Annotated in this window: 29 protein-coding genes and 2 pseudogenes; 16 read left to right on the top strand and 15 right to left on the bottom strand. The window is 40.4% G+C overall.

Annotated features, from left to right (window positions below):
• Positions 1-71: 71 nt before the first annotated feature.
• Entirely contained in the window at positions 72-1604 is a 1533-nt protein-coding gene (locus tag KA713_02525; GenBank protein ID UXE67500.1) for a GH3 auxin-responsive promoter family protein, read from the bottom strand.
• Between the two features lie 37 nt (positions 1605-1641).
• Between KA713_02525 and KA713_02520 the strand changes: the two genes are divergently transcribed.
• Both KA713_02520 and KA713_02515 read left to right on the top strand, forming a co-directional pair.
• Entirely contained in the window at positions 1642-2316 is a 675-nt protein-coding gene (locus KA713_02520) for a YggS family pyridoxal phosphate-dependent enzyme (GenBank protein ID UXE67499.1), read from the top strand.
• A 2-nt stretch (positions 2317-2318) separates the two neighbouring features.
• Positions 2319-2696 (top strand): DUF423 domain-containing protein, encoded by a 378-nt coding sequence (locus KA713_02515; protein ID UXE67498.1) that lies wholly within the window; start codon positions 2319-2321, stop codon positions 2694-2696.
• A 77-nt stretch (positions 2697-2773) separates the two neighbouring features.
• On the opposite strand, the gene KA713_02510 is transcribed toward KA713_02515, so the two are convergent.
• Entirely contained in the window at positions 2774-3178 is a 405-nt protein-coding gene (locus tag KA713_02510; protein ID UXE67497.1) for a DUF1573 domain-containing protein, read from the bottom strand.
• 94 nt (positions 3179-3272) lie between these two features.
• Here KA713_02510 and KA713_02505 point away from each other — a divergent pair, with 94 nt between their 5' ends.
• From KA713_02505 to coaD, 4 genes are all read left to right on the top strand, one after another.
• Positions 3273-3746 (top strand): NUDIX hydrolase, encoded by a 474-nt coding sequence (locus tag KA713_02505; GenBank protein ID UXE67496.1) that lies wholly within the window; start codon positions 3273-3275, stop codon positions 3744-3746.
• 142 nt (positions 3747-3888) lie between these two features.
• Entirely contained in the window at positions 3889-4722 is an 834-nt protein-coding gene (locus KA713_02500; GenBank protein ID UXE67495.1) for a hypothetical protein, read from the top strand.
• A complete protein-coding gene (locus KA713_02495) occupies positions 4723-5610 on the top strand; it encodes a DUF3822 family protein (GenBank protein UXE67494.1) in 888 nt (295 codons plus the stop codon).
• A 7-nt stretch (positions 5611-5617) separates the two neighbouring features.
• Positions 5618-6076: a pantetheine-phosphate adenylyltransferase gene (gene coaD, locus KA713_02490; protein ID UXE67493.1), complete on the top strand. Its 459-nt coding sequence runs from the start codon at positions 5618-5620 to the stop codon at positions 6074-6076.
• A 22-nt stretch (positions 6077-6098) separates the two neighbouring features.
• Here the strand turns inward: coaD and KA713_02485 are convergent, their stop codons facing one another.
• Positions 6099-6779: an NUDIX domain-containing protein gene (locus tag KA713_02485; GenBank protein ID UXE67492.1), complete on the bottom strand. Its 681-nt coding sequence runs from the start codon at positions 6777-6779 to the stop codon at positions 6099-6101.
• Positions 6780-6932: 153 nt separating this feature from the next.
• Between KA713_02485 and KA713_02480 the strand changes: the two genes are divergently transcribed.
• Together KA713_02480 and KA713_02475 are read left to right on the top strand one after the other, a co-directional pair.
• Positions 6933-7574, top strand: a complete 642-nt coding sequence (locus KA713_02480) for an orotate phosphoribosyltransferase (GenBank protein ID UXE69002.1) — start codon at positions 6933-6935, stop codon at positions 7572-7574.
• 73 nt (positions 7575-7647) lie between these two features.
• Positions 7648-8208: a CAP domain-containing protein gene (locus tag KA713_02475; protein ID UXE67491.1), complete on the top strand. Its 561-nt coding sequence runs from the start codon at positions 7648-7650 to the stop codon at positions 8206-8208.
• Positions 8209-8324: 116 nt separating this feature from the next.
• Here the strand turns inward: KA713_02475 and KA713_02470 are convergent, their stop codons facing one another.
• The 3 genes from KA713_02470 to KA713_02460 all read right to left on the bottom strand — a co-directional run bounded on the left by KA713_02470 (position 8325) and on the right by KA713_02460 (position 10711).
• Positions 8325-8615, bottom strand: a complete 291-nt coding sequence (locus tag KA713_02470) for a hypothetical protein (GenBank protein ID UXE67490.1) — start codon at positions 8613-8615, stop codon at positions 8325-8327.
• A 69-nt stretch (positions 8616-8684) separates the two neighbouring features.
• Positions 8685-9254 (bottom strand): LPP20 family lipoprotein, encoded by a 570-nt coding sequence (locus KA713_02465; protein UXE67489.1) that lies wholly within the window; start codon positions 9252-9254, stop codon positions 8685-8687.
• Positions 9255-9334: 80 nt separating this feature from the next.
• Positions 9335-10711: an LPP20 family lipoprotein gene (locus tag KA713_02460; GenBank protein ID UXE67488.1), complete on the bottom strand. Its 1377-nt coding sequence runs from the start codon at positions 10709-10711 to the stop codon at positions 9335-9337.
• Positions 10712-10846: 135 nt separating this feature from the next.
• Between KA713_02460 and KA713_02455 the strand changes: the two genes are divergently transcribed.
• The gene (locus tag KA713_02455; protein UXE67487.1) at positions 10847-11347 is read left to right on the top strand and encodes a hypothetical protein; all 501 of its coding nucleotides are present in this window, start codon (positions 10847-10849) and stop codon (positions 11345-11347) included.
• A gap of 41 nt (positions 11348-11388) precedes the next feature.
• Here the strand turns inward: KA713_02455 and KA713_02450 are convergent, their stop codons facing one another.
• From KA713_02450 to KA713_02440, 3 genes are all read right to left on the bottom strand, one after another.
• Complete coding sequence (locus tag KA713_02450; GenBank protein UXE67486.1) at positions 11389-11967, bottom strand: DUF255 domain-containing protein; 579 nt, start codon at positions 11965-11967, stop codon at positions 11389-11391.
• A gap of 114 nt (positions 11968-12081) precedes the next feature.
• Positions 12082-12522 (bottom strand): hypothetical protein, encoded by a 441-nt coding sequence (locus tag KA713_02445; GenBank protein ID UXE67485.1) that lies wholly within the window; start codon positions 12520-12522, stop codon positions 12082-12084.
• A gap of 36 nt (positions 12523-12558) precedes the next feature.
• The gene (locus tag KA713_02440; protein UXE67484.1) at positions 12559-13137 is read right to left on the bottom strand and encodes a YkgJ family cysteine cluster protein; all 579 of its coding nucleotides are present in this window, start codon (positions 13135-13137) and stop codon (positions 12559-12561) included.
• A 99-nt stretch (positions 13138-13236) separates the two neighbouring features.
• On the opposite strand from KA713_02440, the gene KA713_02435 reads away from it, so the two are divergent.
• Entirely contained in the window at positions 13237-13941 is a 705-nt protein-coding gene (locus tag KA713_02435; protein UXE67483.1) for a TIGR04283 family arsenosugar biosynthesis glycosyltransferase, read from the top strand.
• A gap of 96 nt (positions 13942-14037) precedes the next feature.
• On the opposite strand, the gene KA713_02430 is transcribed toward KA713_02435, so the two are convergent.
• Positions 14038-15591 (bottom strand): DUF853 family protein, encoded by a 1554-nt coding sequence (locus tag KA713_02430; GenBank protein ID UXE67482.1) that lies wholly within the window; start codon positions 15589-15591, stop codon positions 14038-14040.
• A gap of 49 nt (positions 15592-15640) precedes the next feature.
• Entirely contained in the window at positions 15641-16153 is a 513-nt protein-coding gene (locus tag KA713_02425) for a GNAT family N-acetyltransferase (GenBank protein UXE67481.1), read from the bottom strand.
• Positions 16154-16542: 389 nt separating this feature from the next.
• Between KA713_02425 and KA713_02420 the strand changes: the two genes are divergently transcribed.
• Both KA713_02420 and KA713_02415 read left to right on the top strand, forming a co-directional pair.
• Complete coding sequence (locus KA713_02420) at positions 16543-16788, top strand: hypothetical protein (GenBank protein UXE67480.1); 246 nt, start codon at positions 16543-16545, stop codon at positions 16786-16788.
• 168 nt (positions 16789-16956) lie between these two features.
• On the top strand, positions 16957-17694 hold the full coding sequence (locus KA713_02415; protein UXE67479.1) for a hypothetical protein: 738 nt from the start codon (positions 16957-16959) through the stop codon (positions 17692-17694).
• Positions 17695-17830: 136 nt separating this feature from the next.
• Here the strand turns inward: KA713_02415 and KA713_02410 are convergent, their stop codons facing one another.
• Positions 17831-18985: an exo-alpha-sialidase gene (locus tag KA713_02410; GenBank protein ID UXE67478.1), complete on the bottom strand. Its 1155-nt coding sequence runs from the start codon at positions 18983-18985 to the stop codon at positions 17831-17833.
• Positions 18986-19079: 94 nt separating this feature from the next.
• Between KA713_02410 and KA713_02405 the strand changes: the two genes are divergently transcribed.
• On the top strand, positions 19080-20033 hold the full coding sequence (locus KA713_02405) for a winged helix-turn-helix transcriptional regulator (protein ID UXE67477.1): 954 nt from the start codon (positions 19080-19082) through the stop codon (positions 20031-20033).
• A gap of 392 nt (positions 20034-20425) precedes the next feature.
• On the opposite strand, the gene purT is transcribed toward KA713_02405, so the two are convergent.
• From purT to KA713_02390, 3 genes and pseudogenes are all read right to left on the bottom strand, one after another.
• A complete protein-coding gene (gene purT / locus KA713_02400) occupies positions 20426-21619 on the bottom strand; it encodes a formate-dependent phosphoribosylglycinamide formyltransferase (GenBank protein UXE67476.1) in 1194 nt (397 codons plus the stop codon).
• A gap of 216 nt (positions 21620-21835) precedes the next feature.
• Positions 21836-21925: pseudogene (locus KA713_02395) on the bottom strand (ISAs1 family transposase).
• Between the two features lie 19 nt (positions 21926-21944).
• Positions 21945-22103: a hypothetical protein gene (locus tag KA713_02390; GenBank protein ID UXE67475.1), complete on the bottom strand. Its 159-nt coding sequence runs from the start codon at positions 22101-22103 to the stop codon at positions 21945-21947.
• Between the two features lie 553 nt (positions 22104-22656).
• Between KA713_02390 and KA713_02385 the strand changes: the two are divergent.
• The 3 genes and pseudogenes from KA713_02385 to KA713_02375 all read left to right on the top strand — a co-directional run bounded on the left by KA713_02385 (position 22657) and on the right by KA713_02375 (position 24402).
• Positions 22657-23363, top strand: a pseudogene (locus KA713_02385) (superoxide dismutase).
• A 70-nt stretch (positions 23364-23433) separates the two neighbouring features.
• On the top strand, positions 23434-23592 hold the full coding sequence (locus KA713_02380; protein UXE67474.1) for a hypothetical protein: 159 nt from the start codon (positions 23434-23436) through the stop codon (positions 23590-23592).
• A gap of 267 nt (positions 23593-23859) precedes the next feature.
• Complete coding sequence (locus KA713_02375; GenBank protein UXE67473.1) at positions 23860-24402, top strand: DUF4136 domain-containing protein; 543 nt, start codon at positions 23860-23862, stop codon at positions 24400-24402.
• Positions 24403-24409 lie beyond the last annotated feature (7 nt).

The raw sequence follows: 24409 nt of genomic DNA, 5'->3' as shown, positions 1-24409 counted from the left end.
TATCGAATACTGAATACCTAGCACCACTCACCAACCACCCCTTATCAAATACAACTTACTAATCACACCCACTACCCAACAAACTTCTTCCACTCTTCATGTTGGGTGCTTTTCATCACGCGTGGAAATTTATTTTGACCACCCACTTTACCTTTCGACTGCATCCAATCGTAAAACTTATGCAAGGGCAAAACATCTACCATCACTTCCTTTAACGCGGCACTGCGCTCCACGGCATAGTCGTCATTGAGTTCTTTTAAATGAAAATCCAACCGCTCTTTCAATTTCTTCTTATCCACTTTATCATTGGTGCCAATATACCACTGGTGCGCAAACAAATTTTGATACGGAATGCCAGCTACCGTAAACTCTTTGATGCTAATGTTCAATTCATTGGAAACAAGTTCAATGGCCTTGTTCATATTGTCTACCGACAAATGCTCGCCACACAAACTCAAGAAGTGCTTGGTGCGTCCAGTAATAACAATCTCTGAATCTTCTATTGAAGTAAATTTGATTATATCTCCTATTAAGTATCGCCATGCTCCTGCACAGGTGGAAAGTAATAATGCATATTCTTTTCCTTCCTCCACTTCATCAATGGCAATGGCCTCTGCTGTTGATTTTATTTCACCCGAGGGCAAAAAATTATCATCATCAAATGGCACAAACTCATAAAAAATACCATTGTTCAATACCAACTTCATGGTTTTGTGGTTGGGTTGCGCTTGGTATGCAATAAATCCTTCTGAGGCTAAATAGGTTTCAATGTAATAAATAGGGCGACCCATCAATTTTTCAAATCCCTTTCGATAAGGGTCCATCGAAACGCCCCCATGCACATAAACCAAAAGGTTTGGCCATATCTCATGAATGTTTTCTACTTTATAAAAATCAATAATCTTTTCTATTAAAATCTGGATCCACGCGGGGACCCCAACGATAATTCCAATATCCCAATCCCGTGCTTTCTTTACGATGTCATTGAGTTTGTTATCCCAATTTCGGGTTTTGGCGATTTTTCTTCCCGGTTTATAAAAATGCTGAAACCAAAAGGGCAACCGGGCAGCCTGTATTCCACTTAGGTCCCCTTCAAAGTAGCTACCTTTTTTATTGAGGTGGGTACTGCCTCCGATCATTAAAATGCCGGCTTCAAAAACTTGAGGCGGCAAATCATATTTTGACAAAGAAATAATCTGACGTACGCTCGTCTTTTGAATCGCCTTGGTCATTTCTTTGGTGACCGGAATATGCTTGGAGGCGGCCTCGGATGTTCCCGAACTCAAGGCAAAATATTTGATGCGGCCAGGCCAAGCAATGTTCTTTGCTCCCTTTAGCGATAGTTGCCACCAATCTTTGTAAATTTTGTTGTAATCGTGAATGGGCACCGATTTTTTGTAGGCTTGGTAGAATGCTTTGCCCCCTCTTCTAAATTGCGATAGTGTCTTATGGAAATCGTAGTACTTGCCAAACTCTGTGCTGCTGGCCGCAATCAGCAATTCCTTTAATTCATTCTTCTGCAACTCCAGTGGTGAAGAATATTCTTGTTGAAGATTCTCCCTTAATTTTATTCCTTTTTTGAGCAACGTACCTAAGATGGCCATACCTTTGCGCGGGTTATTTAATCTTTAAAATTAGGCAATGAGCATCGAAAATAATATTAAGTTTTTTAATAACAACTTACAGGGTACTTCCGCCCGGCTGATCGCGGTAAGCAAAACCCAACCGATTGCCAAGTTAGAAGAAGCCTATGCCGCTGGTCAAAGAATATTTGGGGAGAATAAAGCCCAAGAAATGCAGACCAAATACGAAGCCCTTCCAAAAGATATTGAATGGAACATGATTGGGCATTTGCAAACCAATAAAGTCAAATACCTCGCCCCTTTCGTTTCACTCATCCATTCGGTGGATAGCCTGAAGTTGCTGGAAGAAATCAACAAGCAAGGAAAGAAAATCAACCGCACCATCAACTGCCTGTTACAAGTATACATTGCCCAAGAAGAAACCAAGTTTGGTTTGGATGAAGCGGAGGTAATTCAATTGGTTGACCATTTTCCACCTGAATTGACACATGTAAAGGTGAAAGGGCTGATGGGCATGGCTTCTTTAACTGAGAGCAAAGGGCAAATCCGAAAAGAGTTTAAATTTTTAAAAAATCTGTTTGAAAAAATCAAACAAAAAAATACTGACCTAAGGATTGAAATGAAAGAACTATCGATGGGCATGAGTGCGGATTATACTATTGCGGTGGAAGAAGGCAGCACATTGGTGCGAATAGGTACGGCAATTTTTGGAGAAAGAGATTATAGTGCTTGATGATGAAAACACAAAAAGACATTATCGTTGTTGCCTGCATTTTGGGAATGTTGGGCGTTGGTATAGGTGCGTTCGGGGCTCATGCGCTTAAAGGGATATTAATGGCCAATAATCGGCTCGATACGTTTGAACTTGCTGTACGTTATCATTTTTACCACTTACTATCATTAATGACAATTGGGGCAACCTTTCAATTAGGCAATGTGACTTTTCTGAAATGGAGTGCTAACTTGTTGCTGGTGGGCATCTTGCTCTTCTCAGGGAGCTTATATGTTTTGGCTATCTTTAACCAAACCGCTGTAGCGATTGTCACACCTTTTGGCGGATTGTTTTTGATTGCCGGCTGGGCACTGGCCGCTTATGGGTTCTATAAGAAGTAATCGGTTTGACTCACCAGCAATTGTCTTATTTAGACCCTACAATCAGAGGTTAAAAAATCGTTCTAAACCTAAAATTATCAATTAGGCATTTTCTTCTCTAGAATATTGGCCGAAAAAGTAATTTGGCTATTGCCCAAGGTGGCATTAGATACCATCGTAACTACTTTATTTTGCCTGCCAAACTTACCTGAGCTATTAAACTGAACTTCAATTTCTCCCTTGCCGCCCGGCAAGATGGGATCGCGAGGCCACCCCTTAGGGATGGTGCAGCCACACGTTACTTCTATATTGGTGATGATAAGAGGCTCAGTACCTGTGTTCACAAATTTAAAGGTGTGCATCACCTTTTCACCTTGAACAATATCACCAAAATCGAATGAGGTTTTCTCCCAAGAAATAACCGCACCTTTTGTGTTGGTGGTTATTTGAGCTTTCACTGATGCAAAGCAAAAGACCAACGCAACCGAGAAAAAATATCTCATATAGATATGGAAAAGATAAAAAATTAGAAGCCAACCATTTACATTTAGTGCTAAAAGCAGGCAACTCTACAAGATCAACTTTTTTAACGAATAGATGCAAGAATCGGTTCATCAATTTTACGGAAATCGATTGAGGACGCGGGTATGCGGACTATTGGTTGAAAACAATTCCATACTATTGGTCAATCACCGAGGGATAGCCGATGGTGACTTTTGGAATCCACCCGGGGGAAGCATCGAATGGCGAGAATCGGCCATTGATTGCTTAAAGAGAGAATGGATGGAAGAGACCGGACTAGAGATTAAAGTTTGTGACTTTTTGTTCGCTTGCGAATTTATTCAATTGGCACTACATGCCGTGGAGCTATTTTTTAGAGTGGAAAAAATAGGAGGCGTCCTGAGTCTGGGCAAGGATCCAGAACCCGGGGCACCCAGTTTGTTGCAGGGGCTTCGATTTCATTCTTGGCAAGAATTAGAAAGGATGAACAAACGCCAACTTCACGGAATGTTTGGATTGGTAACCAAACCTGCCCAAATAGTTGATTTAAAAGGCTATTTTAAACTCTAATTGGTTGCATCGAACCGCTTAAAATACCTATTATTGCACACTAAACCTTGTAACTGCATGAAATGGCCATTAAGATGCTCTACTCCAATTTAGATGATCATCTAGTCCATCGCATGTGACCACTAAAAAAAATTATTAACACATGAATACAACCGTAACCCGAATCATTACCATACTATTGTTTGCAGGCAGTGCTGGGCTTGCCGCTAAACTATATTTTGGGGTTCAAAACACTATTGACGAAAAGGAAAACATCAAAAAAGCCGAAGAAGCAGTGATTGAAAAATTAAAGCTGATTCGGGAGGCAGAAATTGTGTTTTTTGAAGTACACAAAAGATATACTGCCAATTGGGACTCATTAAGCAATTTCATTCAAAATGGCCGGGTGCCGATCATCAACCGAAGAGAAGAAATCAAGCAAATTGGCTATGGCCAAGAAGAAGTGAAGGTGTTTTACGATACCTTGGGCTACGCGCCAGCACACGATAAAATTTTCAAAAAGAATTATGCTGAAAATGCGCCCGAGAGTGGAACTTTTATGGGCTTCAGAATAAAAATAGGCGACCGTATTATTAAAAACCAAAAAGGGTATGTCATTAAAGTAGGAGAAAAAAATCAAGAGCCTCCTTTTAAAGACCAAGGCATTGTTACCACTTTGGCAGACTTAAAAGTGGGTGATCCTGTGAAAAAAGGCCAACAATTGGTTGCCTTTTGGGATTATGCCTTCAACCCTTCTATCGATACAAAGAATATTGGCAGAAAACCTAAACTAAAGGAAGAAGATGCTGATCAAATGTTTAGCATCTATGTGGGCAAAGTTGATAAAAACGGAGTGCTGGTTCAGACTATTGAAGTAAAAGATCCTAAACCTGACAATCCTCAACGCAAGGAAAGCAACGAAGCCAAAAACCGCAAACCACTTCAATTTGGTTCGCGTTTGGATGTGTCTACTTCTGGAAACTGGGAATCGAATTGATTGCAAACCACCGGAGCGAATTATAAGTTAATAAAGAAGGTCAAAGACGACCGGTTTGATGAAGATAACCTTCATCAATACAGGCTGTTGATACAACTAGGGATTAGAGATTTTCAAGTAGCCGTTGTCGCTGAAAACGATAACCGGCTACTTTTTTTTGAAGACTATGTTCTGAGCGAATTGAATTCTTATCACGAGCTGCTTAATCTCTTAAAAGCACTGTTCGATGCGCATGAGTTTTTACAAGCTGGTTTTTGGAGGGAGGTAAAAATCTCGATCAAGAATAATAAGTTCATTCAGTTGCCGAAAGCTCTGTTTCTTGAAGAAAATTCGGCTGAGTATTTAAAGTTTAATGCTTCGGTTGACTCAGCACTCGAAAACATTTTGCATTGCGAAAACAATTCATTGGCGATCACTACGGTGTTTTCCATGCAAAAGTTGATTTTAGAATGGCTTCAATCCAGCTATCAAAATACGCAATTAAAAATTTTTCATCAGTCGGCTGCTTTGATTGAGGGCGTGATCCAAATCAGCAAATCATCAACATCAACTCCTTTGTATGTCTATGTCGATCGCTTTAAAATGCACTTGATCTCGGCCGACAAAGGGAAATTGATTTACTACAACCAATTCATTATTCACCAATTCGCTGATTACGTAAAATACATCATGTTGGTGATGAAAACAGTGGGCATGGATCAGCAAACCAGCGAAGTAATGCTGTGGGGATACATCGGAAAGAACTCTCCGCACTACCTTGAATTTGTAAAATACGTACGCAATGTTTCGTTTGGTGGAAGACCAACTCACATGAGTTTTGGCTACATGTTTGACGATGTGCAAGAGCATCAGTTTTTCGATTTATATTCGCTTGACCTGCTCAGCTGATTGGTGAATGAAAAAAGTTGCTTTGTTTCCAGGCTCATTCGATCCTTTTACCAATGGCCATCATGATATCGTGCTGCGAGGATTAACTTTGTTTGATGAGATCATCATTGCCATCGGGTACAACAGCGGCAAAAGCAATCGCTATTTCCCGATTGATTTTATGATCAGCAAAATACAAGAGACCTTTCAAAAGCATCCTCAAATAAAAGTTCAAACCTATTCAGAGTTAACAGCCGAGTATGCCAAAAGAAATGGCGCAAATTATTTATTAAGAGGGTTGCGCAACACCACCGATTTTGAGTATGAAAACAGCATCGCGCAAGTAAACCGCCATTTAAACAAATCGCTTGAATCTGTTTTTTTGATAACCTCACCCGAATGGGCATCGCTCAGTTCTTCCATAATAAGAGAAGTACATCGATACAACGGTGATGTGTCAGGCTTTTTGCCTTATAAATTAGAATGACTAATTGGCTTAAGAAACTGACCTAAGAAACCTTCTCGCGCTTTCGGTAGTATTCTTCAAAAACGAAACGAATGGATTTATACGAATTCTCGAGGGCGTGATATACTTCCTTCTCCGTCATCCAACGAAGCTCTTCAATATCCTCCTCTAAACTCGGCTTGCTGTTCGAGTCATCAATCAAATCCATTTTATACCATTTTGTTTTTTTGAGCATGTTGCTCTTGCCCATGGTGTAGGTGTGCCACGTAGTGCAAATTTTAGAGCCTAGTTTTACCTTCACATTGCACTCCTCCTCTACTTCGCGTACAGCGGTTTCGGATGAGCGCTCTCCGCTTTCTTTTTTCCCTTTTGGCAAATCCCACTTCTTCATCCGATAAATAATCAAAAATTTATCTTTCTTTCGCACCAACCCACCGGCCGCTTTAATTACTTTATACCTGTCTTTTAAGTACTCCATAAAACCCAAGTAATCATTGATGCTGATGGTTAAAGACAACAGATTGGTGGGCACTTTTGAATTGAGTAGGTCAAATACATTGTCCATATCTTTTATGGCAGCATGGTGTAGCCAAACATGGTTGATCAGCTTAGCTTTTGAAATCGCCTCTTTGGAAGCATCAATTTCATAGTTATAATGACCTGAAAGTGCCTTTTCATTGGCTTTTAGAATGCGGACGGGTATGTCATTTACGAACAAATTCATTCAACTGCTCAATCAGGTTTTTAACAGCGCAAAAACATAAATTATTCGCAATCTCACAACTAAAAAACAACCAAAACATCACATTACTTAAAAATCATTAGTGGCTCATATTTGAGGAGTAATGCTTTCATTCTAACTTGCCGCCCTATGAGCATGATTACTATTCAAGAAAAAACGGCCACCGAAATTGCCAGCAAGCTGCTGCAGATTGGCGCCATCAAACTAAACATCAAAACCCCCTTTACATGGAGTTCAGGTTGGAAATCCCCCATCTATTGCGATAATCGGTTGGCGCTTTCCTACCCACTCATTCGTACCTATATCAAGCACAGTTTGGTACAAGCTATACGCGAACATTTTCCGCAAGCGGAATGTATTGCTGGGGTAGCCACAGCCGGCATACCGCAAGGCGCGCTGGTGGCTGAAGAGATGGGCTTGCCCTTTGTTTACGTTCGTCCTAAACCAAAGGAACACGGCATGGGCAATTTAATTGAAGGAAAGATTGAGAAAGGCCAAAAGGTAGTGTTGATCGAAGATCTGATCTCCACAGGAGGAAGTTCATTAAAAGCGGCTCAGGCCATGCGCGAGGCAGGGTTTAAAGTAATTGGGATGGTCGCCATTTTTACTTATGGCTTTGAGGCTAGTGAGAAAGCATTTGCCGAAGAAAAAGTGCCATTGATATGTCTAAGTGACTTCAGCCATTTGTTGCCTGAAGCAATTCAACAAAAATATTTAGACGAAGATCAATTGATTTATGTAAAATCGTGGCGGTTGGATCCAGCCAATTGGAAGTAATGTGGTTCTCACTAGTTTCTGGCTCTTTGTTGCCTTAATCCTCCAACACCTAATTCGAACAAGGTTGTTAAATATGAAAAGAGCACTATCTATTTGCTTCTTGATGTTGCTTGCCTCCTCTTGTTTCGGCCAAGATAAGATTGAAAAAGTACTAGAGCTATTAAACATTGCGCGAACGAATCCACAATCTTTTCTTACGGAATACCTAAATCCTTATATTGAAAAGCATGAGCTAACAAAAAATCGTTTTGCCATTTCATTGGTGAATGATTTAAAAACCAGGGACAAAGTAGAAAGTTTGCAACTTTCTTCAGCTTTAACGGCAACGGCCGAAGCTCACGCTATCGATATGGGTACCAAAAACAAAGTAGGGCACACCAGCAGCAACGGAGTAACCTTTGATAAGCGCTTACGCGAACGGGCCAAAGCCAAAGGCGCAGTTGCTGAAAATTGTGACTACGGGAATGTTGAACCAATCGACATTGTGATGTCGCTATTGATTGATGACGGAATCGAAAATTTGGGGCATCGAAAAAATATACTTGAGCCTCGCCTGCATTACATTGGGATTGCTATCGAAAAACACAAAAAATACGGATTCAATTGTGTCATGGACTTTGCAGAGAAATTCTAATTATCGGTCCTTCACGCGATACACAAACTTCAATCCTGACCATACCTCGCTCACTGCGCAGACCTTCACATCTACCAAACCATTCTTCAAACCAAAATCGCGAATAATGTTTTCATCTAGATCCGTTGCAATCTTGGAAGCCTTTTTGGCCATGATATCCAGAGCATGCCTGTTTTGGCGAGGCCGTCTCTTGCTTTCAGAAATTGCGCTTGAAATATTTTGCTGTCTAAAGCAAAAACATGAGCAAATTGGACTGAATCTTTCTGAGGCCGTTGCTTCACTTGAACATTCTTGGGCAGCGGTGAAATCCAATTGAGGTATTCTTTGGGCTCATTGAAAAGATAAATGCTATCTCCTTCTTTAAGACCTAATTTCTTGAGCAACGGTGTACCTGAATAGCCAGGCATGTATCAAAAATAGTAAAATAAAAAATCCCGATTTTAGGTCGGGATTTTACGAATGACTGAAGCAGAGACTTAGTTTCCTTTTGATCTCTTTTCCATTTCTTGATTGAAGGTATCCTTAAATTTTTCGTAATCGTAGTCGATTTTCAAACGGTCATCGGTAGATAAGCGTTGGTTATATTGCTTTACTAAATCATCAGCCGAAAGTTCAATGGCGATATAGGTTTTGTAGTTACCGTCTTTTGTTTGAACTAACTTTTCGCAAATGGTGCGCACGCCTTGTAAAGTTTGCTCTACCACCTCACGGTTCAACTGCTCAAATTTTTGCTCCAATTCTTCTTTACGATTCATTGAGCGAGAATTGGTATAATTATCTGTAACTGTTTTAACAGTAGTCTGAATAGATTGAGCTAGTTCGTTACGCGCATTGGTCAGAGCTTTCTTTTTAGAAGTCACCTGATCCATGCTCTCACCAATAGAATTGGCGCGAAATACTTTGTTGTTGGTAAAGAAATCTGGTCCCGAGCAAGGTACGATCACTTCTTTTTCGCCATCAGGTGTTTTTTGTTTGGCTTTACAGCCGCTGATTATTGCAGCCGCAGCAGCTACTATCACGAGCGAATAATTTGCTATTCTTTTCATATTTGTTAGTTATTTGGTTAGCAATTTAGTTAATGCAATTTATAGGCCATACTTTTTAACCTGTTTTCTTGATTATTAAATCATTGTAAAATTGAGTTCAACAATTCAGGAAGTTTCTCTTTTTCCAATACGTCCAGCGATTTATTATAAGCCTCCTGACTTGACCGTTCGTAATCCAGGCTAAATCCTTTAATCCGATCGAGGGTGGTGGCATAAATCTCTTTGTTGTCTTTAACGGAAGAAACCCGAATAACGGCTGTAACATAGGTTATAAAAATACTGCCCGAAACGGCTCCCTTTTCAGAGTTAGCGTCAACATCCAAAGCCAGTTCGGCCTTCCCCTTTTGGTCGGTGAATTCAAAACCTGCATTCGTTAGATAGTTTTTGATGCGGTTGGTAATTTGCTGGTTGGCTTTTGGATTGCCCAAGCTTTTTTCAATCGAAGCCACATAAACCAACGGCCGCTGTACCTTCAATAAAATAGTAGCACGTGGCACTACCAATTTTTGAACTACCAACGAATCAATCTTAGTAGCCGAGCCTCCAGCAAAACTCAGTGGGTTTACTTTAATTGAAACCGTTTGCTCCAAATCGCGCGAGCTGATTTTGGTCAACAATATTTTGGCCAAGCCTTCAGCATTTGTTTTGTAATCTGGAAACACAATGCCAGAACCTTTTTCGAAAGAAGCCCGCAACGGCAAATCTGAAATTATCTTTCTCGATTTTTTATCATAGGCTTTTGCGATAAAGGATTGGTCATCGATGGAAACTCTTCTATTGAGAGAAACTTCTGCTGGTGTTATTGAAATCTCCATTTTATCCAATAGCAACTGCATGTTGGCTACTACTTCGCTGGTCAATAAAATTTCCCTTCCTTCAAACTCTAACCGAATGGGCTCCGCTAAATATTTTTCAATGGCGCGAAAGCCTTGGTAATAAAATCCCAACGCCAATACCGGATCGTTGTTTCGCTCGGCTTGTTTGGCTTTGGTGAAAAAATCCAACCCAATGCTTACGGCATTCCTTTTCTGTTCGTCTTTAATTTCTTTGTAGCGTTGCTTGGATAGACGATAATACACCCAATAGTTGCGTTCGTCTTGCCAAGAATCTACTAGTTCAAATTCTTCAATTTCATCAGCAGCGGTGGTCTTAATAATTTGCTCATACTTCTCTTGAAATTCTTTGTTGGCATCGATCTGGCTCAAGGTAGAAGTGCCCGAAACATTAACTTTGATTTCAGAAACTAAATCCTCTAAAGCGCTTTTTTTTGCCGCTTGCAGATAATTAGCAGTCCCAGTTTTAATACCTCTACCAATTCCGATATAATAAAACGATTGATCTGGCTTCGCGCTAAGCCAAGCAGGTTTAGAGTCTTGAAGGTCGGTTTTAAGGGAAGTATTGGTTACCGATGGGCTACAGCCAGCGGCAATCAGCAATAAAAATAAAGTGCGTTTCACAGAATAAATGGTCTAATTAGCTCGTTTTTTTTAATCGAATCATTTCTCGTGCCAAAAACGGTAAGCAAAGCTAATGGCTAATTGGTGCAATGAATAATTTTTTATTTAACTTTATTGCGAATTAAACGCTTGACTATGAAAACATGGGGTGTTCTGGCAGTAGCTGTTTTAATTATTAGTTCTTGCCAAAAAAGCGAGCAAATAAGTGAATTTACGGGCAACCAAGTTACCTATGCACTTCAACCTGGCTCTACCTATGCTATTTCGGGGACGGTAACTTTACAAGAAAAGCGGGACGGCAATGCCGTGGTGCAGGTGGAACTTACAGGCACCAGTGGCGATGCTAAATACCCCGTTCATTTACACTTAGGCGATATGAGCACCTCTGGCGCGCCTGTAGCAGCTTTGTTAACTCCTTTAACTGGAAACACAGGGAAAAGTGAAACAGTGGTAAATCAGTTGGCTGATGAGACAAAAATCAGCTATGCCGATTTCCTGAAGCTAAAGGCCAGCATAAAAGTACATTTGTCAGATACGGGACCAGCCAAAGATATTGTTTTAGCAGCGGGTAATATCGGTTCTGCTGTGGCTAATCCGAATGGAAGGATTGGAGTGGCCGTTTGCGCTAGCAATTAAGGAGTAATTAGCAGATCCTTCTATCGTTTTTTTTAGAATCTTCAATGGCGCGAACCTTCTTGCTTAACAACAGTGGCAGTGTAAGGCGACTTGTAGGTCTTCAAAAAATCAGCATACGCATTTCCTCCTTTTTTATGTTGATTCTCTAAAAAGAAAACCAAGAGAGGGTGAAATTCTTCTGGCTTGCGATACCCAGGAATGGGGTATACCCCTGAATAATCTTCTTCCATAAAAGTAACGGTTGGATAGCTCAATTGATTGTTCAAAAGAGCAGCCGCTAATTGATGCGCTCCATTATTGCCTTGCTGAATAAATTTAAAGGTAGTTCCTTGAAACACTACATCCTCACGTTGCTCGGCATTAAACTTTACAGGATAGAATTTTTCGTTCAATAATTTGGCAATGGTAGGCTCTGCAAACGTGTTTTTATCCATCACCTTGCACCAGCCACACCAATCTGTATAAACATCTACAAAAAGTTTCCGCTTTTCCGTTTTGGATTTTTCCACCGCTTGTTCAAAAGTAAGCCAATTCACTTTAGCAGACACTGCGGGCTGCTCCGATTGAGCGAACAGCAGATTTGAACTAAGCACTAAAAAAATCAGAAGGGCATTTTTCATACAGATTCTTATGAGAAGGCAAAGTTAGATAATATTTTTAGCCTAATCTCAATCGGCTTTAATCAACAAAAGTGCCAATGAAGTAACCCTAATAGCCAAGGGTTACATAAACTATCATTTTGGCGCATTTACTTTTAAGTCATAGGTCAATTTCTTATCAACATTAACTTTAATCGTAAAAAAGCAAGAACCTCCGCCCATGTAGCTAATGATTTCACTTCTCCAATTACTTTCCCATTTGCAAAAACTGTTAGTGAATAATATTTTTTCACCTTTTTCATTTATGTGTCCTACATACTGCCTATAGTAAGAACTGTAGTTGGAAATCTTTTCAGCCCAAGAATATTCATGTGCTTTCTCCGTAACGTGAAACTGAATGAGACTGTCTGCTATCTTAATTTCATCAATAGTTGGAGTGAATCTTTCAAATTTTTCGTCTACCTCTTGAGAATAGATTTTTTCCAATTGATTGAATATGTATTGTCTTTCGTTGGTTTGGCTAAAACTTCTAAAAAATCCTAGAATCAAAATAGATATAATTAACATCCTATTCATGGTAAATTCTTAATTCAATATACTTTAATCGCTTCGTTAGGTTACATCACGATAAGCAAAATACCCCAAAACCGTTTCAATGGCCTTTTCAATTGCTTTATTGATTGGATAAAAATCACGTGTCAACTCAAAATCGATGCCGTGCAATTGCATGTAGTATTGATTCATGACGGGCACTTCTCTGCCATTGGCAATTCCCAACTCTGCTCTTTCAAAATCTGCTTGCTGCTCTGTTTTAATGATTTGGCACGTCACCAATTCTTTTTTATCGTACTTATTGGTGCGTGCCGAATACCCAAACAATCTGCAAATCAATCCACGGTATTGATATTCCGAACAAAGTCCAGCGGTGGCTTGGGTCGGATTTAAAATCAAGCAAATGGAAGAATCAGAGGCTTTTAGTTTACGTAGCCACTGCTCGGCCAACTTGTTTTGATACAGATAAAAAGCAAAGGGTAAAAATTCCAAAATGGTGGATTCAATATCGGGTTTGAAACAGCATTTGCCACAGCCCCATTTGCAGTGCAAGCCTGACCATGATTGGAGTTCAGCGATTTGTTCATCCAGTTTTTTGAAAACTTTCTCAACTGCTTCTACTTTTTCTTGAATGGTCATGGATTTCTGTTGAGTTGAATTGTAAATGTAATTCAATGGTTTGAAAAGAAGCATCGATGGCACTTACTTTTTGAAATTAGTGGTTAACTTTAAATTTCAATGACGTCCGGTATTTCCATCATTATCCCCGCAGTAGACGAGGCTGCCATCATTCAAAAAACAATTCGTCAATTTAAAGACTCAGAAAACCTAGAGGTAGTGGTGGTGGATGGAGGCAGTAAGGATAACACAGCATCAATGGCTGCGGAAGTAGGCGCCATCGTGATTCCATGTCCGATTCGCTCACGAGCAGCTCAACTAAATTTAGGTGCTTCGAAGGCAAAACACGGCATCTTATTTTTTGTACACGCAGATGTCATTGTTCCCGCTTCGTACCAAGACGATATTCAAAAATCAGTTCGGAATGGATACGAAGCTGGATGCTACCGCTCGGGATATGATCGATACCCGGGCTTGATGCGGATTAACGCTTACCTGACCCGCTTTAACTTGTTGAGCTTTCGCGGAGGAGACCAAACGCTGTTCATTACAAAAAAAGCATTTCAGGCACTAGGAGGTTATAACGAATATTACACGATTATGGAAGACTACGATTTGCTGAGGCGATTGCAGGAAGCCAAAGTCCCGTTTGAATTGATCCAAAAGGATGTTGTTATTTCTACGCGCAAATACGACTCTAATTCGTGGCTTCGTGTACAAATTGCCAACGGTGTAGCGATGTTTATGTTTAAAGGAGGTATGCATCCTGAAAAAATAAAACAAGCTTATAAGCGATTGTTAAATTATCGCCAAGAAAACTATTAATGCTGTAAGTCACATGCTTTTCACTTGAACAATAACATCTACTACCAACGGCAAATGCGAATGACCAACTAAGTAACACGGGCATCCGCATATCAACTACCACTTTCTCCTTGAGGTAGTTCGCCTTGGAGCAGAGCCAAACAACATTCCGAACACACCACGAACCAATTCTTTTCCAATTTGATTGGCAACGGGCGAGGTCATTACTTTTTCGAGGGTACTTTTCTCAGGTCTGCCGCTTTTGGTTGGCTTGGCCTCTTCCGTTTGTTGGGTTTCTTCTTCTTGCTTGGCCTGGCTTGACTTTACTTTTTCTGTCAACATCTCAAAAGCACTTTCAGGGTTAACCGTTTCTTTGTACTTTTTGTACATATCTGAACCATCGAGATGTGATTTATATTCTGTATCGGATAATGGACCCATAAAAGAGGCAGGAGGCGCCAAGTGAACCGTTGCCGTTTCGGTGGGTATACCTTTTTCATTCAGCACCGTGACAAATGCCTGGCCGATACCCAATTTTGTAAACTGCTCTTCCATATAGTAAAATTCAGATTTCGGAAAAGTCTTAACCGTTTCTTTCAAAGCCTTTACATCGTTTGGCGTGAAGGCGCGGATAACGTGACTCACACGGTTGCCCAGTTGCGATAGGACAGACGCGGGAATGTCTTGCACCATCTGCGAGCAAAAGAAAACCCCAACACCTTTTGAGCGGATCAATCGGATCACTTGTTCAATCTGGTCCATGAAAGCCTTTGGCGCATCTTTAAACAGCAAGTGGGCTTCATCCAAAAAGAAAATCAATTTGGGTTTATCGAGGTCGCCTGCCTCTGGAAGTTTTTGGTACAACTCGGCCAACAGTGAAAGCATAAAGGTAGAGAAAATGGCTGGCTGACTTTGCACATCTGATACATTGAGCAAACTGATGATTCCTTGACCATCTACTTTTTCCATAAGGTCTTCTATATCAAAAGACTTTTCACCAAACAATTGGCTCACGCCTTGCTGCTCCATGGCCACAATCTTGCGCAAAATAGTACTGGCCGTGGCCGAAGAAATTTTTCCATAGGCTTCCTTTATCTCTGCTGCCCCCTCTCCTTCCGACAAATAATTCAATACCTTCTTTAAATCATTCAAATCAACAATCGGCAAATGTTTGTCATCGGCATATTTGAACAATACCATCAGCACACCGCTCTGCACTTCGTTCAATTCTAAAATCTTGCTAAGCAACACAGGGCCAAACTCGGTAACCGTAGCTCGCATTTGTGCGCCTAGCTTTCCGCTCAATGAATACAGTTCGACTGGAAAGCCTTTTGGTTGATAGCCCGAAATACCCAACGCTTTTACGCGGTCGTTGATTTTATCATTTACAGCACCTTGTTTCGCCATCCCGCTTACATCGCCCTTCATATCAGGCATAAAAACAGAAACACCTGCTGCTGATAACTGCTCGGCCAGAAGTTGCAATGTTCTGGTTTTACCAGAGCCCGTAGCACCGCTCACTAATCCATGCCGGTTCATCATCTTCAATGAAAGATTGACCTTTGCTTCTGCTATGATTTCACCGCCTAAAACTCCCGCTCCCAAATAAATCGATGAGCCTGCAACGCTATAAGAAGTGTTAATTGATACAATAAATTTATCCTTTGACATACTGATTAAAATTAGCCTTTTAAAAGTAAGAGAATTCCTAGACAGTTGCTCACAACTTTCGTTTCAGCAGCCAATCAATCTGCGGATCATCCCCCATTTGGAACACATGCTCGCCAAACCGTTCGAATCCCCAATGAGAATAAAACTTTTGAGCCTTAAAGTTTCTTTCCCACACCCCTAGCCAAATGTATTCAACCTTCAATTCGCTGGCTTGTTGCAGCGCTGCCTCCATTAATTGCTTGCCAATGTTTCGTCCCTGGTGTTGAGGATGAATGTAGAGCCGCTGAAGTTCAAGGGTATTATCGCCCAATTTATCGTTAGCTTCATCGTTTTTGCGAAGACGAACAAATCCAAGAATTGAATCTCCTTCGGTGGCAACAAACAAATAAGAATGGGGTTCGTAAAATTCACGTTGCATTACCTTGAGCGCATACGACTCACTGTAAAAAGCATCCATGTTTTCGCGGGTGTTGAATGCTGCAAACGTAGCCTCGTACGACTGAATGGCTACTTCTCGAACATCGGAAATATCATCATAATTGGCAAGTCGAATTTGAATCATTGCCCGAAAATAAAAAAAAGACCCCACTTTTCGGATTTGGTTTTTGAATTAGATTTTTTAAATCTCTATTTTTTTATCAGCAAAGTTTTGGAAGGTATAGCCCATGCCAATGTTTAGCGAATGGATAATTGAACATCTTTATCTTGGTTAAAGAAGTTTGGATTTTAAGGTGCTTAAAGTAGCCCGGGACTTGCTTTGAAGTACTAATTGTCGAAATAAACTCATCAGGTTGTACCCCATTATAATGGTACGGAAAGCAGCTTTTGTTAGCCAAACAAGAATGGTGGCAATGCTTGGCTGCGCCCTGGCAAAGCAACGGCAAGCAGCAGTTGTAAATCATTCCGATAAATGTTACAAGACATCTCTAATGATGGTGCCAACTCAAAAGAATGTCGGTAGATCTACAAACATCGGTTGGTAAAATAAACGACCAAGAAAATGCCTTGATCATTCTACTAAGCGACATTGCATTTGCGCATCAGCTAAAAGGCACAATGGAAAATGTAAAGTTAGCATCCAGTAAACTTGACGAAAATATAGAGGCGCTCAAGCACAATTTCTTATTCAGAGGTTATTTTAAAAGACAGAAGAAAGCTGCCGATCGTAAAAAGAAATTATATTTGATTTGGTTGTAAACTAGGTTGTGGGGGAAATGCTTCTATTTTCAATTTAAAGTGAGGAAATTTTTACACATACGACTCCAATCCTTGACGGCTTAGTGTCATTTCAGAGTCAATAGTGATTGCACCATCTCGGCATCATTTTTTCTTTCCCTCCACAATAACAAAACCAACAACCCTACCATGAAAAATTTCATTATTGGAATCACCATCGTGTTTGCACTTGCTAGCTGCGAAACAAAAGAAAAAGCCGTGTTGCAGCAGCGTATAGATTCCCTCAGCATCGAGCTTAACAACAGCAAAGATGCGGAGAAAAACCTCAATGAGGTTGGTATGTTAATCGATTCAATTGATGCCAGCCGAAAAACGCTTCAACTAAAGATGGTAGAAGGGACATCGTATAGTGATTATATATCACGTTTAAAGAACATCAATGCTTATGTTCAACAAACCGAGGCAAAACTTTCTCAATTAGAAAAATCGAACAAAAATGCAACGAAATCCTCTGCTTCCTCTATCCGAAGATTAAAAGCAGACCTTGCCAATCGCACCAATGAAATTTTAGATCTAGAATTAAAATTGGCAAACCAACACAATCAAAATCTAGTGATGTGGGCAAAATTAAATAGCACAGACTCCTTGTTATCATTACGAGATGAAACGATCAAGCTGAACGAACGTGACATCGTATCATTGGAAAAACTGTTAAATGAAACCCAATCAGAAAACAAAATTGCAATTGCCAATCTATATTTTGCGCAAGCCGAAGCATTGGAAAAAGCCGCCAACCGTACACACTTTGCACCACGGAAAAAGAAAGAAACCAGACGGGAGGCACTTGAACTGTATCGATTATCCTTATCAATGGGAAACATGAAAGCTCAAAATAAAATTGATGAGTTGGAGAAAAAGCTGGGATGAGAGGATTCTTTTTCGAATTCAAAAGTTAAAACAACCCTTGCCATCGTGGTTAGGGTTGTTTACTCATATCTTGCTAACAATTGATTTGTATTATTTACAAATCATCCTTGGCCAATTCTAAAAATACCAACACTTTTCAACATCCAGAATTTCGCGCCACAGCATACAACACATTTCCGGAAACATAAATCTTAAATACTTTTCTATTATCTCTGAAGGGAACAAGATTCTGGGTTATTTCAGATAACTTAAATGCGTTGTCAACACTTGGATGAACAAGATTCCATGTTTTACCCATGTCAGATGATCGAAATATTCCATCTGGATGGCCACATACTAAATACTTACCTATTTGCTTGATGGATGAAATGTTCATCGAAGGCTGGAGTCCTCCATCAATGGCATTCCAGGTTTTTCCACTATCCCTTGAAATGCGAATCCTTCTGGATTTGCTATTGTAGCTATAGGATATCGCAGCAAATCCTCCATCGATACGTTCAACCGAGATACCCACTCCCCCCTCGCTGATTACGGATTCCCAATGTTCGCCATAGTCTGCCGAACGCATGATACCTGGTTCACCATTGTCCCTCGAACGCATGATACCTTTTGAATAGGTCGCGAGAAGAACACCGCCTGACTCCACCATACCCATAACCCCATCATGTACTTTTTTCCAGGTTTCCCCCCTGTCGGCAGATTTGTAATGTCCGTTATCGCTACCGATGAATAATGTTCCATCCGATGTTTCAAAGATAGATTGTATCAAATGGTTTTTGAAATTTGTATAGATAGGCAACCAGATGCCGGAAGGTGTTTTTTGAAAAATTTCTCCTTCATTAGTGAACGCCATTACGCCCGAACGATTGAAGGCTATAGAAGTACATCGTGGATCGAGAGCATTCTCTTTTTCCCAAACAGGCGTTTTAAGATTACTCTTACTGCGATACATTCCATCTTTTAAACGCACATAGAGTTCTGAGTCTCCTGCAAAAAAATCTTCGGGCTGTTCAGGTAAACCCCGACTGATGTCTTGCCATGTCTGTCCACCATCATTTGATTGTAAAATGATGTTCGTAATGGACTTTACTCTCTGTTCTTCTCCAGCCCCTATGTACGCACTGTCTTGACTTATTTCTTGGGTCTGATCAGCATGTTGCACTTTACCCAAGAAGTTCCAGATGGAAAAACCATCGGCAAATGTCCATGAGCCAATGATTACCGTTAGTAGCACCAACAGTAGGATGTACTTGCCCACCGGTCTGGCAGGAGATTTTTTCAAATGCTTCATAAAAAAATTAGTTTTATTTTGATAAACAAATGTATGCCTCGAAATTGCTGGCACTTGTTAACAGTTCGTTAACAGCTTGTAAAAAGAAATGTAAATGAATGTAAATTCTTTCAATAAGGCACTTAAAAGCCCAACTGTTAAATTTTTCACTGCAATGGTGATTGCTTTTTCCGGTATCTTATTTTTGGTCACTCTCATTACGTTCAGTTCAGAAGATGAAGTACTTTCAAAACGCGTGATTATAGCGGTGCGAGCCATTGGGCATGATTTGCTTCTTCAAGCCGGTGACTCTAGTTCGTTGGTTCGTCCTGTCATTGAAAAATCAAACGGTGTGTTTTTGCTTGAATTTGAAAATGAGTTTGCATTTCAGCCTGACACCTTAGTTGAGATCGTTCAGCGGTCTCTCGTCAAAACGGAGTTATCCCACTATACCGTTACGGTTCAGGAATGTTACAGACCTGATGTTGTTGTGTATGGTTTTGAAATCAATCCTCCGACCAACAACATTATAGCATGTCGCGGCAGGAGTCAACCGAAAGCGTGTTACACGATTGAAATTGTTTTTGCTGATTTCCCTTCCCCTACTGTTCTACATTCAAAAACTGCCATGATGATTAGTGGTGTACTATCAGTGTTAGCTTTTGTATTAGTAGGCAAGAGCTTTAGGTCTAAAGAATCAGGGCCACACGTGGCGCAGCATGCTTCAACTCAACATGAAAGCAACCCGGTACATAAAAAAATAGGAAGATTTGTGTTTGACAGCCTCCATCAGCGTTTGAGAATAGGTGAAGAAACCATTTCATTGACCGATAAAGAATCTAGCATATTGACGTTGCTCAATAGAAATATCGAACAACTAACGCTGCGTGAAGAACTGATTCAGCATGTATGGACCGATGAAGGTGTTATTACAGGGCGCAGCCTTGATATGTTCATCTCCAAGCTTAGAAAAAAGTTAAGCGCTGACCCTGATCTTCGGATAACCAATATACATGGCAAAGGCTACAGGCTTGAGATATTAAATGACTCTTTTATAATAATGAATTAACTTTTGTTGTGCACTATGGTTCTTTCCTCTTCCATTTTTGTGGGGTACTGTAGACAGATTACGATTTTATCAATTTGTCAGTTTGGTTTAACTTCAACTCAGCAGCGCCACACATTGGGCAGTTCCTTCCCTACCATCAAGCGTACATGTTAACACGAAGTTGGTCAAATTATAAATTAGTTGATTCGTGCTCGGCAATAGTTATAGGCTCAAGTACACTTTTAACAACTGAGCCTATTTCAACATAAAACGGGGTATTAACAACAGATTTCATCATCCATCGCTCCTAAACCTTGAACCAGTTTGTGGAATTCACCAGTCGTCCGGTCGCTGACCAAAAACCAATCCCATATAGGGTCAGAAATAAAGTGGTTCAGGGTGCAAAATCAAAACTATTTTAGTTCAAATCGAATCTTCTGTGCAGATCCATTCGCCTTCCTTCTAGCCTCTTCAATGGTTGCACCTTTGGCCAAACAAACGCCCATCCTGCGCTCGCCATTCACTTCTGGTTTGCCGAACAATCTTAATTGTGTGTCCGGTTCAGCCAACGCCTCTTCCAATCCAGAATAAGAAATATTTTTCGATTGGCCTTTCACTAAGATTACAGACGAGGCAGACGGTCCCAATTGTTGGATGACGGGGATGGGTAAACCTAAAATCGCGCGCACGTGCAACGCAAATTCGGAGAGATCTTGCGAAATCATGGTGACCATGCCTGTATCATGTGGGCGAGGCGATAGTTCGCTAAAATAAACCGTCTCGCCTTTCACAAAAAATTCCACACCAAAAATGCCCACGCCACCTAGCGCATCGACAACTTTTTTTGCGATGGTCTGCGCTTCTTGCAATGCCTTGGCCGGCATGGGGTGAGGCTGCCACGATTCTTGATAGTCGCCATGCTCTTGCCGGTGACCGATTGGCTCGCAAAATGATACGCCCTTTTTATGACGAATGGTAAGCAAGGTGATCTCGTAGTCAAAATCGATAAAGCCTTCTATGATCATACGTCCGCCTTCAGTCCTGCCTCCTTCTTGCCCGTAGCGCCACGCATTTTCAATATCGGCAGCCGACTTTACCACGCTCTGCCCTTTGCCCGATGAGCTCATGATTGGTTTCACCACGCAAGGTATGCCGATCGCTTGGATAGCAGATTTGAATTCATCAAACGTTTCGGCAAATCGGTAAGGTGACGTTTTGAGTTGCAGTGTTTCTGCTGCCAATGTGCGGATGCCTTCGCGATTCATAGTCAATTTTGTTGCGTTGGCTGTGGGAATCACGCGAAAGCCTTCTTTCTCAAGTTCAATCAACGTGGCGGTAGAAATGGCTTCTACTTCGGGCACGATGTATGTGGGTTTTTCTTTTTCGATCACCGCTCGAAGAGCCGTGCCATCCAGCATAGAAATGGTGTACGACCGATGCGCGACTTGCATGGCAGGTGCATGGTCATAGCGGTCAACAGCAATTACCTCTACCCCATAGCGCTGAAATTCAATCACTACTTCTTTGCCTAACTCGCCCGAGCCGAGCATCATTACTTTGATGGCATTAGAAGTGAGGGGCGTGCCTATTTGATTTACTTGCTGCATATCAATATTATTTTAATAAAACCATACTACGCTTGTTTAATAAAATTAACTCACCCACCACCCTAAAAGATGCATTCGCCAACATTTACTCAGGTTTTTAGCTTGTTCTTTTTGATTGCACTTTCAGTTAGCAGTTATGGCCAAAAAACAAAAGTAATCGGAAAAATTAAAGGATGGTAAGACAAATGAGCCAATTCTATATGCAAACTTCAATTAAGAAAAAACTTTTCCCAACAAATCATGGGAAGGTATCCCATTTGCGTAGGGAAGGAAGTGACGTAACCAGTTCAGTTTGGTTTTCCAAAAAACGAGTATTGGGCACCAACTATCGGCCTCGCTTTGCACGGGCCGAAATCACTAAAAACAGGATGGCGTCCAAGGGATATTTAAAGTGATCTTTGGTGGTTCCGCCAGGGTTGGGCAAGAAGCTGAAGGATGTATGGAAAACCGAGTTGTTATCGCTAAGGGGATTCGAGCTACGCATTTTTTTTCACGTAACTCAATTTCGATAAATCACTAATAGAGCCTCAGAGGCAGTACCCCAAATACTACACGATCGTTTTGTTATCTCAAAATTCCTTAAAAGCGATTTCCATGGCATTGGCTCTTTGCTCTATTCACCATTCTACCATTGAAGCGGTCTTTCACAAAAGGGTCATTCAGCAAATCAGCTCAACAGTGAATTCCCCAATTTTTATTTTTCATCAATAATAAATATCACAAATAGGTTAAGCTCTTAACTTTTAGATGATGGTCTAAGAAGTATTCCCTTTGTGTGCCAGTTGGTATGCCACCTTTGTGGATTGCCGGTGACGAATCAACGTTAGCATGATGACCATGCTCTCATGATACTACTTTGTAAATAATGGTACTTAAATGTGCGTAAGACATCTCCTGTACACTATCATATTCCTATCAAAATGACTTGACCTGTAAATGATGTAACATTTTAAAAAAATCGTGTAAAGGATAAGGATCAAAAGATTTGACCTTTATAGCATAAAGTAATTTTACTAAGTCAAGATTTAAAAGTTAAAATGAAACGTAAAAAATTCATTTACCAAACTGCTCAACTAGTTAGTGCTACCATATTATCAACTATTATCAAACCTTTCGATGTATTGAGTATGAAAAATGATTCACCGGATTTTAAATTACCTGCACTGGATTATGCTTTTGCAGCGTTAGAACCCTTCATAGATGCTTCCACCATGGAAATTCACCATGACAAACATCACAAGGCGTATGTGGACAATCTTAACAACGCTTTGACCAAGATGGATTACAAAAATGAAACGCTCGAGGAAATTCTTACTCACATCGGTAAGTACTCTATAGCAGTTCGCAACAATGCAGGTGGGCACTACAATCACTCATTGTTTTGGAAGTTATTAGGATTTTCAAAAAAACAACTCCTACATCAAAACTTGAAGCTGCTATCGAAAAAGAGTTTACTTCCATGGAAAATTTCAAAAAGCTATTTACTGAAGCTGCCACCAGTAGATTTGGAAGTGGATGGGTCTGGCTTATTAATACACCTAATGATAAATTGCAAATCATTTCAACACCTAATCAAGATAATCCCTTGATGGAAGATGTTCCCGTCAAAGGTTCTCCCATAATAGCATTGGATGTATGGGAACATGCCTACTACCTAAAATATCAAAACAAACGAGCTGCCTACATTGAGGCTTGGTGGAATGTTCTGAATTGGGATTACGCAGACACGTTGTTCCATGCCTAGTGCGTCAGTAGCGTCTAATCACAGAAAGCACAAATATATTCTAGGTAGCCAACTCAAAACCATATTCAAAATGAAAACAGATCAAGCAATAATGGAGGAATCAGTTTTAATAAAAGGTGAGGAATCGATTGAAACTGTAGACATAGGTTTAGAAAAACCTAATCCGCCTAAACCATCTTGGATTATTCATCAAGTGATGAAGTACCTATTGCCATCATTAAAAGACTAGATTACCTTTCCTTTCCGTTTTTTGAATGATAAAAACCGGTAGAAATCTGCATGGTTAGCCTATTGAGACTTATTCGCCAACATAGTTTGCATGAGAACGCAGAAATAAAAGTGAAGGGAAAACATCTTCCTTGTAACATATACCGCAAAATTTGTTTTCATCTGCTGTAAACAGAAAATAAAGTCACTTGATGCAATGACGGAAGTCATATTTTTAAGCGAAAACGTACTATAGATTTGCTTGGATTAAAAAAGACATAATTCTCAGATGAAGATTAATAATGCGAATTTCCTACCAATTTTAGTTCTACTGACTGTTGGTTGTAGCGAACGATTGAGGGTAAGGTCTGACTACGATAAAGACATTAATCTGAATCTGTATAAAACATATTCGTGGCTTCCTGTAAAGGAGATTGAATCAAAAAATAATCCGTTGGTGTATAACGAACTTACCGATAAGCGGATTAAAAGAGCAGTGGACGCGCAGTTGAAAAGTAAGACAATTCAAAACACCAAAGATGCGCCCGACTTGCGTGTTCACTACCACATTGTCATCGATAGTAAGTCGATGGTACGCCCATCTATGTATGGTTACAACTACAGTCAGTATTGGATTCGCAATCAGATGGATGTGTACCAATACCGAGAAGGGACCTTGATCATTGATTTGATGGATGCCAATAACAATAATCTTATTTGGCGAGGTTGGGGAACAGCCATATTGGACAATGGCGATATTAATCTTACAGAAGAAAAAATCAACGATGCCGTGTATAAAATTTTAAAAGAGTTTCCTCCTAACAAAAATTAATTCTCTA

Origin of the sequence: Chryseotalea sp. WA131a (assembly GCA_025370075.1) — a bacterium.
In the GTDB taxonomy this organism is placed as follows: Bacteria; Bacteroidota; Bacteroidia; order Cytophagales; family Cyclobacteriaceae; genus ELB16-189.
The sequence above is the reverse complement of the archived record's forward strand: the minus strand, read 5'-3'. Positions and strand labels throughout refer to the sequence as shown.